We start from the raw sequence: 18,012 nt of genomic DNA, 5'->3' as shown, positions 1-18,012 counted from the left end.
TGGCTTAATCCGGGCAGGCGTTCGACCCGCCCGAATGTATTTTGGCCTGATTATATCAGCCAAAAGCCAGCGCAATCATGGCAGATCGGTAACCGCACCTTTGGACGCCGAACTGACTGTGCGTGCGTATTTGGCCAACACCCCGCGCTCGAACCGAAGCGCCGGTGCCTGCCATTTCTGACGCCGTTGTTCGAGGGTCTGTTCGGACACATCCAGCTCGATTCGATTGCTGACAGCATCGATGGTGATGGTGTCGCCATCCTCAACCAAAGCAATCGGGCCGCCCTCGGCGGCTTCTGGAGTAATGTGGCCGACCACGAAACCGTGGCTGCCACCTGAGAACCGTCCATCGGTAATCAGGGCTACGTCATTACCCAGCCCCTTGCCCATGATGGCGGAGGTCGGGCTCAGCATTTCGCGCATGCCCGGACCACCCTTGGGGCCCTCGTAGCGAATCACCAGCACATCACCGGCCACCACGGTACCGTCCAGAATTCGTTCCTGGGCCTCTTCCTCGGAATGGAACACCCGCGCCCGGCCGGTAAAGCTGGTGCCTTCCTTGCCGGTGATCTTGGCCACCGAACCGGTGGGGGCCAGGTTGCCATAGAGGATGCGGAGGTGGCTGTCGGCCTTGATTGGGTTGTCGAACGCACGAATGATGTCCTGCCCTTCCGGATAAGGCTCCACGTCGGCCAGATTCTCGGCCAGGGTCTTACCGGTGACCGTCAGGCAGTCACCGTGCAGCAGGCCACGCTCCAGCAGCATTTTCATCAACGGCTGAATGCCGCCGATGGCCACCAGCTCGGACATCATGTAGTGGCCGCTCGGACGCAGATCCGCCAGCACCGGCACGCGTTTACCAATCTCGACGAAATCCTCCAGGTCCAGCTGCACGCCAATGGTGCTGGCCATACCCAACAGGTGCAGCACGGCGTTGGTGGAACCGCCCAGGGCGATAACCACGGCGATGGCATTTTCGAAGGCCTGCCGAGTCATGATGTCGGACGGTTTGATGTCGCGCTCCAACAGTTCCAGCACCGCGGCACCGGCGGCGCGACAGTCTGCCTCCTTGGTTTCAGAGACCGCATTCTGGGCCGAGCTGCCGGGCAGACTCATCCCCATGGCCTCAATGGCCGAGGCCATGGTGTTGGCGGTGTACATACCGCCGCACGAACCCGGGCCGGGAATGGCGGTTTCCTCGATCTGTTTCACCTCAATCAGGTCCAGGTCACCACGGGCATGGGCTCCCACGGCTTCAAAAACGGAGATGATATCGGTGTGGTTCTCGCCCGGCATGATCGTCCCGCCATAGACAAACACCGATGGCCGGTTCAATCGCGCCAGCCCCATCATGCAGCCGGGCATGTTCTTGTCACAGCCACCGATGGCCACGAGGCCATCGAAGCCCTCACAGCCGGCCACGGTTTCAATCGAATCAGCAATGACCTCCCGGGACACCAGGGAATACTTCATGCCTTCGGTGCCGTTGGCAATGCCGTCAGAGACCGTGATGGTGTTGAAAATCAGGGATTTGCCACCGGCCGAATCGGCACCCGCGGCGGATTGCCGGGCCAGGCCATCAATGTGCATGTTGCAGGGGGTGAGATTACTCCAGGTAGACGCGATGCCCACCTGAGGTTTTTTGAAGTCATCATCATTGAAACCAACCGCGCGCAGCATGGCCCGGCTGGCCGATTTTCCGATGCCATCAACCACCTGGGATGAATGGCGGCGACGTTTATCATCAGTCATCAGAATCTCCTCAGGGCCGGCGTTCAACCCACTAAACCATGGATTTCTTCAGATTGTCAGAAAACGCGCCTCGCCTCAACGCACGGCATGGATCAATCGCTACTCTCGACTAAGCTTTAAGGACTGAATCTCTCAGTGGCCAGCAAGGAAGCTCTCCATGACACTATCCCCAGGCTCAGCCTCGACGCTGTCAGCGTATGACTATTGGCAACAGGGCTACGGTGTTATCCGGCACACGGAAAATACCTGTGCCCAGGCCAGGATGTTGGCTGAACGCCTGGTCAGCAGAGGCCTGCAGCCGGACACCGACACCGTGTTCCGAAAACTGGCGGCACTGGACCGTTTAACTAGTGCGGGCCTGTGGCTGGTGGTGCACATGACTTATGCCCGCAGGGTGGATGCCGGGGGCGAGCCACTGGCACCCGAGGACTTCAAAGCCAGCCCGGAGGGGCACACCGGGGGTGCACTCAACATGGTGCCCGCCTACGCCGCCTATCTCGCCGTGAACAATCTGACGGGCCAGACCCGCAGCTGGCTGATGGGTCAGGGTCACTGTGCCGCCGCGGTGGATGCCCTCAACGTGCTTACCGGCAACCTGCACCCTAAGCAAATGGAGCGCTATGGTGGCGCCGACGGATTATCACACCTGGCCACCGATTTTTACTGCTACCGGCAGGCTCCGGACGGAACCATGGCCGCACCACTGGGCAGCCACGTTAATCCGCACACCGCCGGCGGGATTATTGAGGGCGGTTACCTCGGGTTTGCGGAACTGCAGTACGCGCACATGCCCTTGCCGGGCGAATCCCTCGTTGCCTTCCTGTCGGATGGCGCGGCCGAAGAACAGCGGGGCAGTGACTGGATACCACGGTGGTGGCGCGCCGAGGATTGCGGTCTGGTCATGCCGGTGATGATCGCCAACGGCCGACGCATCGAGCAGAAAACCGAACTGGGTACCCGCGAAGGCCTGGAAAAGTTCGAAGCCCATCTGGAAAGCCGCGGCTTCGCGCCTCAGCGCTTCGACGGCACCGACCCTGCCGCCTTCGCATGCGCCCTTTTCTCGATGGAAAATGCACTCCAGCAGCGCGCCGACGCGGTATTGACCGAGGGCAATCCATACCCAGTCCGGATTCCCTATGGCATTGCCGAAACAATTAAGGGTTTCGGCTTCTACGGCGCTGGCAGCAATGCCGCCCATAACCTGCCGTTACCGGGCAATCCCAGCACCGATGCCGTGGCGCGCGAGCTGTTCCACACTCACACCAGGCCTCTGTGGGTGGAGCCGACTGACCTGAATCACTGCATCCGCCAGCTCAACGAGCATGTCACCCAGGGCCGGCCGCTGGAGCGGGACCACCCGCTGGCACTGCGCAATCCACCGGCCCCGCAGATCCCCCAGCTACCCTACCGACAGGAACCACTCTCGCCGATGATGGCGGTGGATGATTTCTTCCGGGCGCTGGTGGCCGGAAACCCGACGTTACGGGCACGGGTGGGTAATCCCGACGAGCTGGCCAGCAATCGGCTCAGCGGTGTGCTGGCCGATCTCAAACATCGGGTTCTTGAGCCGGAGAGCGATCTTGAGTCCGTGCAGGGCCAAATCATCACGGCTCTGAACGAAGAGGCGGTGGTGTCGGCCTGTCTGGCCAACAAGGCCGGGTTAAATCTGGTCGCCAGCTACGAAGCCTTCTGCGTCAAGATGCTCGGCGCCATTCGCCAGGAATTGATTTTCGCCCGGCATCAGGACGAAGTCGGCCGCCCGGCCCGCTGGCTCGGGTTCCCGGTCATCGCCACCTCCCATACCTGGGAGAATGGCAAAAACGAGCAATCGCATCAGGACACCACCTTTTGCGAAAGCCTGCTGGGTGAAATGAACGATGTGTCCCGCGTCCTGTTTACTGCCGATTACAACAGCACCCTGGCAACCTTGCCCGAGGTGTTCACGGAACGCGGCCGAATCAGCTGCATGGTGATCGCCAAGCGGGAGCGGCCCTGCTTTTTTAGCGCCAGTGAAGCCAAAACACTGGCTAAGCAGGGGGCGATCCTTGTTGAGGAAAACGATTCGCCGGGCGAGTCGGTACTGCTGATTGCCAGCGGCAGTTATCAGCTGTCGGAAGCTCTGCGTGCCTGCGCGCGACTGCGGGCGGTGGGAACACCTTTCCGACTGGTTTACCTGCAGGAACCCGGGCGCTGCCGCGAACCCCGGGATACCCTGGAAGCCAAGCACTGCCTGTCGGGACCGGAGCTTGAGCGCCTGTTCCCACTCCGCTTTACCCGTCGGGTTGCCCTCACTCACATGCGCCCGGAGGTTTTCCGGGGCCACCTGCACCCGCTGTTTCCGAACCCGTTAACGTCGAGGGTGCTCGGTTACCGCAACCGGGGCGGCACCCTCAATGAAGCAGGCATGCTGTTTACCAATCGATGCTCCTGGGCCCACGCACTGGTTGCCTGCGCCCAGACCCTCGATAGTCCAGCCAGTCATTGGCTGTCCAGCGAGGAGCTTGCCGCCACCGAGGGTCGTGGCGACCCTGAGATTATTACCCGGGCACCGACCTGAGGAATCGGTGGCGAATCCAGGTTTCCAGCTCCAGAATCAGGAGCAGCAACACGCCAGCGGCCACCGAAAAGACGATCATACCAGGGCTGAGAGGCACGCTCGCAAAGGTTGTATTAAGCCAGGGAGCGTAGGTGAACAGGCTCTGTAAACCCAGCACTGCGGCCACCGCTAGCAGCACCACCGGCGTGCCCATCACCCCGCGAAGTGTCAGCGAGGCGCTGTCCAGGTACCGCACTGCGAACAGGTAGAACACTTCCATGGCCACCAGGGTATTCACCGCCAGCGTTCGGGCGCTGGCCTCGCTCCCGGAATGATGCATTGCCCAATACCAGGCAGCAAAGATGCCAATCAGGAACAGCAGCGATACCAGAGCCACCCGCCAGACCACAAAACCCCGCAACAGGGATTCGCCCCGGGGTCGGGGCGGCTGTTTCATAACGTCCGGCTCGGGTGGCTCAAAGGCCAGAGTCATGGCAAGAACCACCGAACTGACCATGTTGACCCAGAGAATCTGCAGTGCCGAGATCGGCAGAGTAAGGCCCAGCAGTAACGCAATGATCAGGCTCACCGACTCTCCCCCGTTGATCGGCAGGATGAAGGCAATGGCCTTTTTCAGGTTGGTATAGACCGCCCGTCCCTCCTTCACCGCCTCCGCAATGCTGGCGAAATTGTCATCCAGCAGCACCACGGAAGAGGCCTCGCGAGCGGCTGCGGATCCTTTAATCCCCATGGCAATGCCGACGTCCGCCCGCTTGAGGGCCGGCGCATCGTTAACGCCATCACCGGTCATCGCGACCACGCCATGCAAAGACTGCAACGCGGCGACCAGCCGCAGCTTGTGCTCCGGGCTGGTGCGGGCAAACACATCCACTTCGTTCGCCACCGCTTCCAGGCCAGCGTCGTCCAGGGCATCCAGATCCTGTCCGGTGAGCACCCGATCCGGATTGCCAAGCCCCAGCTTTCGGGCAATGGCGCCAGCAGTGATGGCGTGGTCTCCGGTGATCATCTTTACCCGAATGCCGGCAGCGTGGCAGTCGGCAATGGCTCGAATCGCTTCTTGGCGAGGCGGGTCCAGCAGCCCAACCAGGCCCAGCAGCTCCACGCCCTGATCCAGATCTTCGACCACCAGGTCAGTCACCCCGGGTGCTACCGTCTTCCTGGCCAAGGCCAGCACTCTCAGCCCCCGTGAGGCCATCTCTGCGATGACCTGGTCCCATTTGGTGCGGTTTAAAGCAAGCAGCCCTGACGCCGACAACTCATGCCTGCACATGCCCAGTATCCGCTCCGGTGCTCCCTTCAAGTAAATCACACCGTGACCATGGTGATCGTGATGGAGAGTGGCCATGTACCGGTTTTGGGTGTCGAACGGGAGCTCGTCCTTTCTCGGCCAATCGCGGGCAATCGCATCGGCGTCGAAGGTCACTTTGTGCGCGAAGACGGTGAGCGCGGCCTCCATGGGATCACCATTGATCCTGGTAATGCCGGACTCACGATGCACATGGGCATCGTTGCAGAGGGCGGCTGCCTGAGCCAGCTCCCGCAAGACCTCATCCTGAGCGGGTTCGGGACCCGTTTCTGGGGCCCTTCCTGCGCTCGCTGAGCTCTCGACCGTGCCCTCCAGCTCATAGCCTTCACCCGTTACCTCGAACCGATCGCCGGAAAGCGCGGCCGCGGTCACCATCATTTCATTGCGGGTCAGGGTGCCGGTTTTGTCCGAACAGATGACGGAGACCGATCCCAGTGTCTCGATCACCGGCATTCGCCGGACAATCGCCTTGCGGCGGGCCATTTGCCGCACTCCGATGGCCAGGGTGATGGTCAGAATAGCAGGCAGGCCCTCTGGAATGGCCGCGACGGTCAGCCCCACCACCGCCATGAACAGCTCACGAAAAGGTAAACCGCTAAACGCCAGGCCGCCGAAGAAAATCGCGATGCCTGCCACAATCACGATCACCGACAACACACGGGCAAACCGGTCAATCTGTTCGAGCAGCGGCGTCTTGAGCGACTGGGTCCGCGCAATCAGCTTCGAAATCCGTCCGATCTCCGTGGCCAGGCCGGTACTGACCACAACGCCTCGCCCGGTCCCGGTGGCAACCATGGTCCCTGAAAAAGCCATACCAGACCGATCTGCCAGGGCCGCACCGACCGGATCCGGGTCTACCGACTTTTCTACTGGCGCCGACTCGCCCGTCAACATGGCTTCTTCCACCGCCAGGTTATGGCACTTTTCAAGGCGTATATCCGCGGGCACTCGATCACCCGACTCCAACATTACGGTATCACCCGGCACCAGCTCGGCGGCATCAATCTGTTGCTGACCACCGGCACGGATCACCCTGGCTTTCGGGGCCAGCATATGACTGATTGCAGACAGCGCCTCTTCGGCGCGGCCCTCCTGAATAAAACCAACCAGAGTCTGGATAACCACCACAGCCAAGATCACGCCGGCATCAACCCAGTGGCCAAGGGCCCCTGTGATGACCACGGCGGTAGTGAGCACATACACCAGAAAATTCTTGAGCTGCCGGCCAAGCCTGGCCCAGGCACTGTGGGCTGCTGCTTCCGGCAATCGATTGGCGCCATAGACACCAGTCCGGCGGATCACCTCATCAGCCTCCAGTGCCGATGGCGCCGAAAGGGCCTCCCTGACCTCGCCGATAGTCAGGCTATGCCAAACAGGTACCGAGCCGATGGCCGTAACGGATTCATCCTTGTCCCGCAATTTGGCTGACATACACCCTCCCTGGAGGCGGCACGACCCTGTCGCCACCCCAAAAAAAAGGGAGCCTATGGGGCTCCCCTCTTGTTCATCGACTTAGTTCAGCAGCCGACCCTGTTTGCTGAGCAGGCCTCTCCGGTTGCCTCTATCCACTGACGAATACCGGGCCAACTCCGAAGTTCCAGAGAATCACAGAACCAACCCGGGTAGAGACCAGGATAACCAAAGCCACGGTCAGCAGAGCCCCGCCGTAGAAGACCGCCCGGTCCTTATCAATTCCCATCACGATGGGTAGGCCGTCGTACATCAGCCAGGCACCGTAACAGGCCGCAATCAGGAAGACGATGGCATTGAACCAGGGCACCGGGTACAGCAGTGCAAACCCCGCCAGGAACAGCGGTGTGCACGAGTAGGATGCCAGCGCAATGCCGTACGACGGCACATGCTCTTCCCTGGCTCCGTAGGTTTTCGCCATCCAGTTAACGGCGTAGCCAAGCGCAAACACACCCACCAGCATGGCGAGGTACGTCAGCACACTCATTTGCAGGGCGCTGATTTCCGTCAGCTTGATCAACCGGTCATTGCCGATGGTCCAGCCAAAGTGAGCGGTCGAGATGTACGCACAGATCGGGCCGATGGCCGCAAGAATGAAAACATAGGCGACGTAGAGGCGCCGTGGGGTGTGGTGTTCTTTTCGAATGGAAGCCCACTCATCATCGGGGTGAGTGAATAGACCAAATGCATGAGACAGGAGCATGGATGACCCCCTTGGATCGCTGTTTTTAGTATAGTCAGGTACGTTCCGCCGATCAGCTCGGATCGAACGCCGTCCTTCTCCTTTACTATAGTCAAGATCAGCGATTGGGGAAGCGGAATTGGCGAATTTTTGTTCCGACTGGGGCAGTCGAAATCAGGCCACCCCGGCGGACTGCCGGTGGTGGCCTCATGGGGTTAGCTCAACGGGATCAGCTCAAACGCGGATCGGTCTCAGCAACCCAAGGTTTTTTCTGCCGGCTGTCACGGAAGGTCAGCAGGCTCTCAACCCCCGTCCAGTCCACCAGATCCCGGAATTCCAGCCAATCCACCAGACAATAGAGACAAATGGCCGGATAGTTCCAGGCTTCAAACTGGCCGTCATCAACCATCGCAGCCAGAGTTCGCAGGGTCGTCATGATCCGCTCTCTCTGGAGATTGAAGAACATCACGTCCTGATTGGTATCGATGCCGGATTTTGCCGACAACAACAGGGTGACTGCCGAATCGTTGGCACCGTCAATCAGGGTCAGCTGGTTCTGCTGGTCCCAGGTCAGCGGGTCACGGCCCTGCTTGGCGCTGACATAGCGCGCGATAACCCGGGAGTCGAAGATTTCTTGGCCATCGTCCTCCAGAACCGGGATTTTCAGGGTCGGATTCGTTTTCCGCAGCTCATCCCGGCCTTCGCCATAGATATTGAGATTGACGAAGTCATAGCGCTCCTCATCCAGCAGGATGCGAATGCGTCGGACGTAGGGCGAGGTGGTAGATCCAATCAGTTTCATGCTTTCTCCGAGGGTTTTACAGCTCAGGATCCCAGCAGGGATTTCGGGTCTGTGTATGGATGCCCGGTTGCTTCCGCCACCTCCCTGTAGGTTACCTTGCCACCGGACACATTGAGGCCGGCCAGCAAATGCGGATCGTCTTTCATGGCCTGCACCGCGCCCTTGTTCGCCAGCGCTGCCACGAACGGCAGGGTGACGTTATTAAGCGCCAGTGTGGAGGTACGTGCCACGGCACCGGGCATATTGGCCACGCAGTAATGTACCACACCGTCGACCATATACGTGGGGTCATCATGGGTGGTCGCCTTGGACGTTTCGGTACACCCACCCTGATCGATAGCCACATCGACAATAACGCTGCCTTCAGGCATCCGCTTGATCATGTCACGGGTCACCAACTTGGGTGCCGAGGCGCCGGGAATCAGCACTCCGCCGATCACCAGGTCCGACTCGGTAACTGCCTGATCCAGCGTCTGGGCCGTGGAAAAGAGCGTACAGATGCGATTGCCGTAACGGTTATCGAGCATGCGCAGCACATCCATATTCCGGTCCAGCACGGTGACCTGAGCGCCCATCCCCACGGCCATGGCCAGCGCATTTTGACCAACGACACCACCGCCGATAATGGCAACCTTGGCGGGGCTGACACCGGGCACACCGCCGAGCAAAACACCACGGCCACCCATGGCTTTTTCCAGACAATGAGCACCGGCCTGAATCGACATCCGCCCGGCCACTTCTGACATCGGCGCCAGCAAGGGCAATCGGCCGGTCCGATCGGTCACCGTCTCGTAGGCAATGCAGTTGGCACCAGACTTCACCAGATCATCGGTCTGCGCCTGATCCGGCGCCAGGTGTAGGTAGGTGAACAGGGTGTGATCCGGCCGCAGCATGGCCCGCTCCTCCGCCTGCGGTTCCTTGACCTTCACGATCAGCTCGGCCGCACCGAAGACCTCTTGGGCGGAACCCAGAATGCTAGCTCCCGCTTGCCGGTAATCCTCGTCGGTGAAACCGATGGCCGCACCCGCGTTAGTTTCCACAAAGACTCTGTGTTCGTGATTGCACAGTTCATGCACCGCGGCTGGCGTCATACCCACTCGGTACTCGTGGTTTTTGATTTCCTTCGGTACGCCGATTTTCACTGTAAACCCCCAGAGTTTGTTGGCACCTGTTTATACGTTGCTAAAGTGTAGTTGAAGGGTATTACCTAAACAGTCGCACTTAAGTCCAAGTTGGCGACGGAAATACAGCCAAATCCACTGAGCCAGAGAGGCTACTGACCATGCGCTATCCTCTTAGTACAGCTGTTCTGACTGCCTTGACCTTAGTGCTCATTCACACGCAGGCGGGAGCAGAGATGCACACGGAAACGATCGACTACAAGGTGGGAGACCAAACCTTTACCGGGTACCTTGCCTGGGATACCGAATACGGCCAGAAACGCCCCGGGGTTCTGCTGGTGCATGAATGGTGGGGCCATAACCAGTTTGTGCGCGAACAGGCAGAGCAGCTTGCCGCAGCTGGCTACACGGCGTTCGCCCTGGACATGTACGGTTCTGGCAAGTTGGCGCAGCACCCCGACACCGCCAAGCAATTCATGCAGGAGGCCACCAGCCAGCCGGAACAGGTGAAAGCACGGTTTGTCGCCGCCATGGAACTGCTGCAAAACCATGAGAGTGTCGACAGCAGTCGAATTGCGGCGCAGGGTTACTGTTTTGGCGGTGCCGTGGTGCTGAACATGGCCCGACTGGGGCTGGATCTCGACGGTGTGGTCAGTTTCCACGGCTCTCTGGCCAGCCCAATCAAGGCCGAGCCCGGCCAGATCAAGGCACGGATACAGGTCTACACGGGCGGCGCCGATCCTTTTGTGCCCACCGAGCAGGTGGCCGGTCTCGTTACCGAAATGCAGCAGGCTGAGGCGGATCTGACCCTGGTCAGCTTCCCTGGAGTCCAGCACTCCTTTACCAACCCGAGCGCAGACGCCGTTGCCGACGAGTTTGATATACCTCTGGCTTACAACGAATCAGCGGCGACCCGTTCCTGGCAAGGCACCATGGCTTTCTATCAGGAGATTTTTAATCTGCCCTCCGATTAGAGGGCACTGGCGATAGTTTCACGCACTTGGTCCATCAATTTATCCATTGGTACGTCAGCCGTTTCTACCGGCGGATGAACAACGATTTCGATCACGCCCGGGCTAAAATTGGCCGTGCCTTTGGGCAAACGCTCGTGGGAACCGCGCACGGTCACCGGCAAAATGGGCAGCTGGCCATCCCGGGCAATGACAAATCCGCCTTTCTTGAACGGGAGCAGTTGGCCATCCCAGGACCGGGTTCCTTCCGGAAACATCAGAATGCCGGTGCCATCGGGCAACTGGGCAACACCCTGCTTGATACTCTCCAGTGCAGCGCTACCCTTGGATCGATCGATGAACAGATTGCGGGAGGTTTCCAGGGCCAGACCAAACAGCGGCACCTTGCGAAGCTCCTTTTTGATCACCCAGCGATACTGCAACCCCAGCGCCAGAACCAGTGCCGGAGGATCAAAGTAAGAGGCGTGGTTACTCAGAATGACGTAGCGCTGATGGGGCTGAATATTTTCCCGGCCACGTACCCGTAATCGAATACCGCAAACCTTGAGCATACCCCAAGCAAAAATCTGGGTGCCGTGAAAGGCCGCATTCCCGCGTTTGCCGGTCAGGGCGGCCACAACGATGGGCAGGAACAAAATAAGGGTGAGCAGGATGGCCCAGAAGAAAATCCAGATAGTCTTGAGGGTCTTAAGCATGAAAGGGTCCTGTATTTCTCGGCGTCCGTTTTAACGAGCAACAGGGGCACTAAGATTACACAGCGGAAGCGAAATCACAAAGCGGGTCAACATGACCGGATTTTGGGCACAAAAAAAGGCAGCCTGAGCTGCCTTTTTTCTGTTAATGCCTGATCCTTAAAGGATTACAGAGCAGTAACATTCTCCGCCTGAGGACCTTTCTGGCCCTGGGTAACGGTAAACTCAACCTGCTGGCCTTCTGCCAGGGTCTTGAAACCGCTGCCCTGAATTGCGCTGTAGTGAACGAATACGTCCGGGCCGCCTTCACGAGTAATAAAGCCAAAGCCTTTAGCTTCGTTGAAGAACTTAACAGTACCGGTAGTAGTAGACATACTTAAACTTCCTGAAATCAATCATTTAATCTGCCGCCGTACACCTCGTGGTGTAGGCTGGCGTTTACGGAAATACAGAACTCGCGGAATCAAAAACAGGACGGTCACTACTAACTGCGGAGGTACGTCTTATTCATGAAATGCTTTACTGAATCTTTCCTACGCGAATAACTGTACTCTTGATTTTTTGAGTTGCCAAGTGGATTTTCAATAATTTAAGTAAGTAGTGGTACCCACCCACATCGTGCTCAATCGTTGGTCAACCGCGCACCAAACCAAAGCAGTAAATCCCGAACGCGGTCATCAGCAACGACCCCATCACATGGGCCAGAATGCCGGCCACTGCCATCCCCCACCGGCCCTGCTGCAGGGCTGCGAACATTTCCAGCGAGAAAGTCGAGAAGGTGGTCAACGCGCCGCACAGGCCGGTTATGGCAAACAACCGCCACTCCGGTGCCAGAGTACTGCCGTGACTGAAATAGCCGATCAACAAACCGATGAGCCAGCCGCCGCTGAGATTGGCCACAAGGGTGCCGTAGGGCACCGCATGATAGGTGCTGTTGAGCCAGAGCCCCAGCCCCCATCTCAGGTTCGCACCGATAATGGCGCCGGCACTCACTGCCAGAACTGAAAGCCACATCCGCTCGGAATCTCCTCATCCGCTGAAGTCGGCCGCACCCAGACGTGCGACCTGTCCTGAGTATGCCGACAATCACCAGGCAAGTTAAGGCCTTGTTTGCCTTACAGACTTGAGGCTCGACATAAAAAAGGGGCGCCTGTGAGCGCCCCTTTTCATTTCAACTGTTCCGGCTAATCCGGTCCAGCTGGCCCGGTCAGGCCGGGTTGTGGTCGATGACCGTTTCCTTGTTGCGGGCAAACGCATCAAACGGGAAATCGTCCACTGTCAGCATTTCCAGCACCACCGCTTCATACTTCCGCATGAAGTCGGCTTCTTCCTGGGTGTACACGCCGGCTTCCAGCGCCGCTTCAAACCGCTCTTCCGGATGCAGGGCGGTCATTGGCAGCTCACCCTTGGCGTAAGCCTTGGTGGCTTTGCGGTACAACTGTTCAGCTTTGTCGTAATCCTTCAGCAGGCCGTTGTACTGCGCCAGCGGATTTTCAACCGAACCTTCACCGTCCTCGGTCCAGACACCGGCAATCAGCTTGTTGCGGATTGGCGTATCGGTGGAGATGGCCCGCGCCAACTTCCGGGACAGGTCGTCGTGCGGTGCATCCCAGCGGCGGCCCAGCGGCATAGTGATCGCGCGCAGAGCGAGCGCAACCGGGCGGCTCGGCAGATTCTGCAGGAACTCATCGAGCGCATTTTCGGTGCGGTACAGCAGCAGGCCAAGGCTGTATTCCATCAGCTCTTTCTCGCCTTCCACCGGCTGCCCCTCGTGCCAGTTCTTCAGCACCATGGAGGCCAGGTAGAGGTTGGACAGCATGTCACCGAGGCGTGCAGAGATCAGCTCGCGCATCTTCAATTCGCTGCCCAGCGTGGTCATGGCAGCATCGGCACACAGGCCGAAGGCCGCACTGAAGCGAGCCACTGCCTGGGCGTACCGGCGACTGGCACTGTCAAACGGTACATCGGCCTTGCCCAGGCCCAATGCCTGGGTGAAGGCACGCGCGGCGTTGCCGAAGATCAGGCCGGCGTGACCGAAGAAGGCCTCGTCGAACGCCTTGATATCGTCAGCGTCCTTGGCCGCCAATTCTTTCAGCACATACGGATGACAGCGGATGGCACCCTGGCCAAAGATCATCAGACTGCGGGTCATGATGTTGGCGCCTTCGACAGTAATCGACACTGGCGAACCGCTGAAGCCAATGCCCAAGTAGTTGCGCGGCCCCAGGGTGACGGTCTTGCCACCGTGCACGTCCATGGCGTCGGACAGGACACCACGCTGGAACTCGGTCAGGTGGTATTTCAGGATCGCCGACGGCACCGCCGGTTTCTCACCCCGATCAATCATGTTCGCGGTGTGGTTAACGGCGGCCTGAGAAATGTATGTCTTGCCCGCGATCCGGGCCAGCGGCTCCTGAACCCCTTCCATGTCAGCCACCGGAGTGTTGAACTGGCGCCGAATACGGGTGAAACCACCAGCGGTACCCACAGAATAGGCGGCTGCGCCTGCGGCACCGGACGGCAAGGTGATGCAGCGCCCTACAGACAGGCACTCAACCAGCATACGCCAACCTTGGCCAGCCATTTCCTGGCCACCGATGATGTATTCCAGCGGAATGAACACATCCTTGCCCTTGATCGGACCGTTCAGGAACGGCGTACCGATCGGGCAATGCCGGCGGCCAATTTCCATGCCGTCGGTATCACGGGGAATCAGGGCACAGGTAATGCCGTAATCCTTCTGCTCGCCCAGAAGACCGTCCGGATCGAACATACGGAACGCCAGACCCACCACCGTGGCAATGGGTGCCAGGGTGATCCAGCGCTTTTCGAAATTGAGCTTGATGCCCACGACTTCCTCGCCATTAAACTCGCCCTTACAGACGATGCCGGCATCCGGCAGCGAGGTGGCATCCGATCCGGCGCGAGGACCGGTCAGGCCGAAGCATGGGATCTCACGGCCGTCGGCCAGCCGCGGCAGGTAATGGTTCTTCTGTTCGTCGGTGCCGTACTTGAGCAGCAACTCGCCTGGGCCGAGGGAATTGGGCACCCCGACCGACACCATCAGCATTTCGTTGGCGGCCAGTTTCTGCAGCACTGCCGTCTGGGCTTTCGCAGAAAACTCAAGACCGCCGTATTCCTTTGGAATGATCATGCCGAAGAACTTTTCCTTCTTCAGGAAATCCCACAGTTCTTTCGGCAAATCGGCGCGCTCAACCGCCAGATCCCAGGCATTGCACATGGAGATAGCCTGGGCGCACTGGTTGTCGACAAACGCCTGTTCCTCTTCACTCAATCCGGTGTGACGGTTGATCAGCAGATTGTGCCAATCCGGCTGACCGGTGAACAGCTCGCCGTCCCAGCCGACGGTGCCCGCTTCCAGGGCGACCTTTTCGGTGTCTGACACTTTCGGCGCCACTTTCTTGAAGGTGGCGAAGATTTTCGGTGTCAGCCAGCTCTGCCGGAAGCCCGGCAGGCCTGCCGCAGCAGTGATACCCGCACCGACAAACAAGATCAGGGCCAGCCAACCGGAGGCAAAAATCCAGGACAGCAGGCCGGTCACAACCATCACGCCAATAGCCGGCGTGGCACCAGATTCACGACGCATCAGGACCAGCAGGCCGGCCAACGCCACAACAAACAGAATGAAGGTCATCATAGGTTCTCTCAGTCATCCATGGTTCGTAACATACTTAGACGAAAGTAGGTACGCCCACACTACAACATCAGATGAGCGCTTAACAGTGGTCGCAAATCAGTATGTTATCCCTGCCTCATACCAAATCAGGAGGTGACGATCACCCGAATGCCCTCAAGCGCCAGACTGGCGCTGCCTATGGCCTCCCGGGCGGCGTTCAGCTGGGTGCGGAAATAATCGATTTCCTCATCCCTGATCGCCGGATTTACCGCCTTTAACGCCTCCAATCGACGAATTTCGGGCTCAAAACTTGCCTCTACCCGCTCCAAAGCCTGCTTTTTCAAGGGCTCGAGATGAGGCTCCGACAGACGCTCGGCATGATCGACCATGGTTTCAACCTGGGGCCGAATCTGAGGAACGATGGCCTGGGCGGTTCGGCGCCGGATGTTGGAGCTGAGCTTGTTCAGCTGCTCATGGGGCAACGCTTTGGACAACTCCTTGCCATTCACATCCACCAGCAGGCGCAGTGGCGAGACCGGCAGATAGCGCGACAGCTGCAATGATTCCGGCGCCGGGCAGTGCACGGTATAGAGCGCTTCCATCAGCAGCGTGCCGGCCGGCAATGCCTTGACCGAGAGATTGGCCAGGGCGGCCTTGCCAAGGCCGGAACTGGTTACCGAATCCATCACGCCAGTGACCATCGGGTGCTCCCAGCTCATGAACGCCAGGTCTTCGCGCTCCAGGGCCTGCTGGCGATCCCAGGTCACGGTAATGCCCTCTTCCGGCAGCTCGGCCACGTGCCCGGCGCGGTACTGCTCGCCCGGACGCAAGACATCGGAATGATCGCTGTGGTCCTCGACATCCACACCCAATATGTCGAATGCTTCCATCATGTAATCACGAACCTGAGCGGAGTTCTCCTCCGCGTCGATATCGTCGATGAGCTGATCGGCAACGTCCCGGCGGCACGAATTCAACTCAATCAGGGCATCGCGGCCGTTCTGCAGCAGAGTGCGCAGGCGCGCGGCTTCTTCGGCCGTGGCCGCCACCAGGCCATCCAGCTGGGCCGCGTCACCGTCCAGGGCGCTCTGCCACTGACCCTGAACCTGCTCCTGCACGGCTACGCCAACGGCGCAACTCTCCGCAAAGGCATTCAGACCCTCATGGAACCAGCGGTACTGCACTTCCTGGGCGGTGCCCTGCAGATAAGGAATGTGAATATCGACGGTGTCAGTCTGGCCAATACGGTCCAGACGACCTATGCGCTGCTCCAGCAGATCCGGGTTGGCCGGCACGTCGAACAGCACCAGGTGATGCGCGAACTGGAAATTACGGCCTTCACTGCCAATCTCAGAGCAGATCAGCGCTTGCGCGCCCTGCTCGGTATCGGCGAAATAGGCTGCCGCCCGGTCCCGCTCAATCAGGTTCAGGTGTTCGTGGAACGCGGCACTGCGGATGCCTGCGCGCAACTGCAGGTAATGCTCGAGCGCTATAGCGGTCTCGGCCCGGGCACAGATCACGACCACCTTGGCCGGACGTAGGCCAGCCAGTGTCTTCTCAAGCCAAGCCACGCGGGGGTCGTCAGCCAGCCATTGGTCTTCCGCCACGGCCTGTTCCGGCGCCAACCCATCCTGGCCCCAGGCCTGGCCCTGGTACATCTCCGGGCACGGCAGCGGTGCCGGCAAGGGGCGACGCTCCGGGAAGCCCTGGATCGCGGCCCGGGTATTGCGAAACAGTACCCGGCCGGTGCCATGACGGTCCAGCAGCGCATCGATGATCGCCTGATGCGGCTGATCACCGGCCAACAGCTGATCCAGCTCATCCCCGAGCCAGGCCTGAAGCGCCGCACGATCATCGGCGGTCATCTCCGAGCCTTCGTCCTGCAGGCGCCGGACCACGGCATTTATAGCCTCGTACTGCTGCTCTTCCTGTTTAAACGTCTCCAGGTCATGGAAACGCGCCGGATCCAGCAGCCGCAATCGAGCAAAGTGGCTGGCCACGCCGACCTGTTCCGGGGTCGCGGTCAGCAACAACAGGCCACGACTGGCAGCGGAGAGTTCCTCAACCACCTGGTACTCGGAGCTGGTTTCCTCCGGGCTCCAGGCCAGGTGATGGGCCTCATCGACAATCATCAGGTCCCAGCCGGCCGCCACCGCGTCTTTCTGCGCCTGCTCGTTGCTGGTCAGGAAATCCAGACTGCACAGCACCAGCTGCTCGGTCTCGAACGGATTCACTGCCTCTTCTTCACCGAAGATGTGACTCATCAGGGCATCGACGTCGTCCTGATCGTCCTTGAGTGCGTCGTATCGCTCCTGGTCGATCAGCGAGAAGCGCAGGTTAAAACGGCGCAGCATTTCCACCAGCCACTGGTGCAGCAGCGAATCCGGCACCACCACCAGTGCCCGCTTGGCGCGGTTCGTATGCAGCTGATAATGCAAGATCAGGCCTGCCTCGATGGTTTTACCCAGGCCCACTTCATCCGCCAGCAAGACCCGGGGCGCGTGTCGCTTGGCCACCTCGTGAGCGATGTAGATCTGGTGCGGCAGGTGCTGAGTCCGGGCGCCGATCAGGCCCTGGGCCGGGGAGGCACGAAGCCGCTCCTGATGCTGAACCGTGGCCATGCGAAGGCGGAACGCCCCGTTGCGATCGAACTGGCCGGCAAACAGGCGCTGGTGAGGCGCCGAAAAGTTCACCGAGCTGCTCAGCTTAACTTCCGAAATTTGCTGGATGTTTTCGCCGTCATCGGCGTGGTACATCAACACACCACCGATATCTTCAACGGCCTGCACGACATAGTGCTCGCCGTCGAAGGTCTCGATCTCCTCGCCCATTTGGTAAATGATCCGGGACAGGGGCGCATTGTCGATGGCGTAGGTGCGCTCCTCGTCGGCGGCTGGGAAGCCCAGGGTGACCCGACGGCCGGAGATATCGGTGACGATCCCCAAGCCCAGAGCGGTATCACTGTGACTGACCCAACGCTGACCGATGACAAATTCCGACGTATCCAAGAAACCTCCAAACA

General features: G+C 59.6%; 12 protein-coding genes. 2 read left to right on the top strand and 10 right to left on the bottom strand.

Annotated elements, in window-relative coordinates; genetic code table 11:
* Positions 1–75: 75 nt before the first annotated feature.
* Positions 76–1,752 carry a dihydroxy-acid dehydratase gene (ilvD, locus tag FGO67_RS04130; protein WP_203299435.1) on the bottom strand — a complete coding sequence of 559 codons (1,677 nt, stop codon included), beginning with the start codon at positions 1,750–1,752 and terminating at the stop codon, positions 76–78.
* Positions 1,753–1,909: 157 nt separating this feature from the next.
* Between ilvD and FGO67_RS04125 the strand changes: the two genes are divergently transcribed.
* Positions 1,910–4,309 carry a phosphoketolase family protein gene (locus FGO67_RS04125; RefSeq protein WP_203299434.1) on the top strand — a complete coding sequence of 800 codons (2,400 nt, stop codon included), beginning with the start codon at positions 1,910–1,912 and terminating at the stop codon, positions 4,307–4,309.
* Here the strand turns inward: FGO67_RS04125 and FGO67_RS04120 are convergent.
* From FGO67_RS04120 to ald, 4 genes are all read right to left on the bottom strand, one after another.
* On the bottom strand, positions 4,290–7,046 hold the full coding sequence (locus FGO67_RS04120; protein ID WP_203299433.1) for a cation-translocating P-type ATPase: 2,757 nt from the start codon (positions 7,044–7,046) through the stop codon (positions 4,290–4,292). The genes FGO67_RS04125 and FGO67_RS04120 overlap by 20 nt on opposite strands.
* Positions 7,047–7,176: 130 nt before the next feature.
* Positions 7,177–7,788: a Yip1 family protein gene (locus FGO67_RS04115; protein ID WP_041340076.1), complete on the bottom strand. Its 612-nt coding sequence runs from the start codon at positions 7,786–7,788 to the stop codon at positions 7,177–7,179.
* A gap of 208 nt (positions 7,789–7,996) precedes the next feature.
* Positions 7,997–8,569 carry a glutathione S-transferase N-terminal domain-containing protein gene (locus FGO67_RS04110; RefSeq protein ID WP_203299432.1) on the bottom strand — a complete coding sequence of 191 codons (573 nt, stop codon included), beginning with the start codon at positions 8,567–8,569 and terminating at the stop codon, positions 7,997–7,999.
* A gap of 23 nt (positions 8,570–8,592) precedes the next feature.
* The gene (gene ald / locus FGO67_RS04105) at positions 8,593–9,711 is read right to left on the bottom strand and encodes an alanine dehydrogenase (RefSeq protein WP_203299431.1); all 1,119 of its coding nucleotides are present in this window, start codon (positions 9,709–9,711) and stop codon (positions 8,593–8,595) included.
* A 140-nt stretch (positions 9,712–9,851) separates the two neighbouring features.
* On the opposite strand from ald, the gene FGO67_RS04100 reads away from it, so the two are divergent.
* Positions 9,852–10,664, top strand: a complete 813-nt coding sequence (locus tag FGO67_RS04100) for a dienelactone hydrolase family protein (protein WP_203299430.1) — start codon at positions 9,852–9,854, stop codon at positions 10,662–10,664.
* Here FGO67_RS04100 and FGO67_RS04095 read toward each other — a convergent pair.
* The 5 genes from FGO67_RS04095 to rapA form a co-directional block, all read right to left on the bottom strand.
* Positions 10,661–11,356, bottom strand: a complete 696-nt coding sequence (locus FGO67_RS04095) for a lysophospholipid acyltransferase family protein (RefSeq protein WP_203299429.1) — start codon at positions 11,354–11,356, stop codon at positions 10,661–10,663. The two genes, FGO67_RS04100 and FGO67_RS04095, sit on opposite strands and share 4 nt — an antisense overlap.
* Before the next feature lie 164 nt (positions 11,357–11,520).
* Positions 11,521–11,727, bottom strand: coding sequence for a cold-shock protein (locus FGO67_RS04090; RefSeq protein WP_041340064.1), 207 nt, complete (start codon positions 11,725–11,727; stop codon positions 11,521–11,523).
* Positions 11,728–11,986: 259 nt separating this feature from the next.
* The gene (gene crcB, locus FGO67_RS04085; protein WP_203299428.1) at positions 11,987–12,367 is read right to left on the bottom strand and encodes a fluoride efflux transporter CrcB; all 381 of its coding nucleotides are present in this window, start codon (positions 12,365–12,367) and stop codon (positions 11,987–11,989) included.
* 193 nt (positions 12,368–12,560) lie between these two features.
* Positions 12,561–15,011 (bottom strand): acyl-CoA dehydrogenase, encoded by a 2,451-nt coding sequence (locus FGO67_RS04080; RefSeq protein ID WP_238942159.1) that lies wholly within the window; start codon positions 15,009–15,011, stop codon positions 12,561–12,563.
* 125 nt (positions 15,012–15,136) lie between these two features.
* Positions 15,137–17,998 (bottom strand): RNA polymerase-associated protein RapA, encoded by a 2,862-nt coding sequence (gene rapA / locus FGO67_RS04075; protein ID WP_203299427.1) that lies wholly within the window; start codon positions 17,996–17,998, stop codon positions 15,137–15,139.
* Between the last annotated feature and the right edge of the window lie 14 nt (positions 17,999–18,012).

Source organism: Marinobacter sediminum (assembly GCF_016820575.1).
Taxonomy (GTDB): domain Bacteria; phylum Pseudomonadota; class Gammaproteobacteria; order Pseudomonadales; family Oleiphilaceae; genus Marinobacter; species Marinobacter sediminum.
Note: the sequence above shows the minus strand (reverse complement) of the source record. Positions and strands in the feature narration are given on the sequence as shown.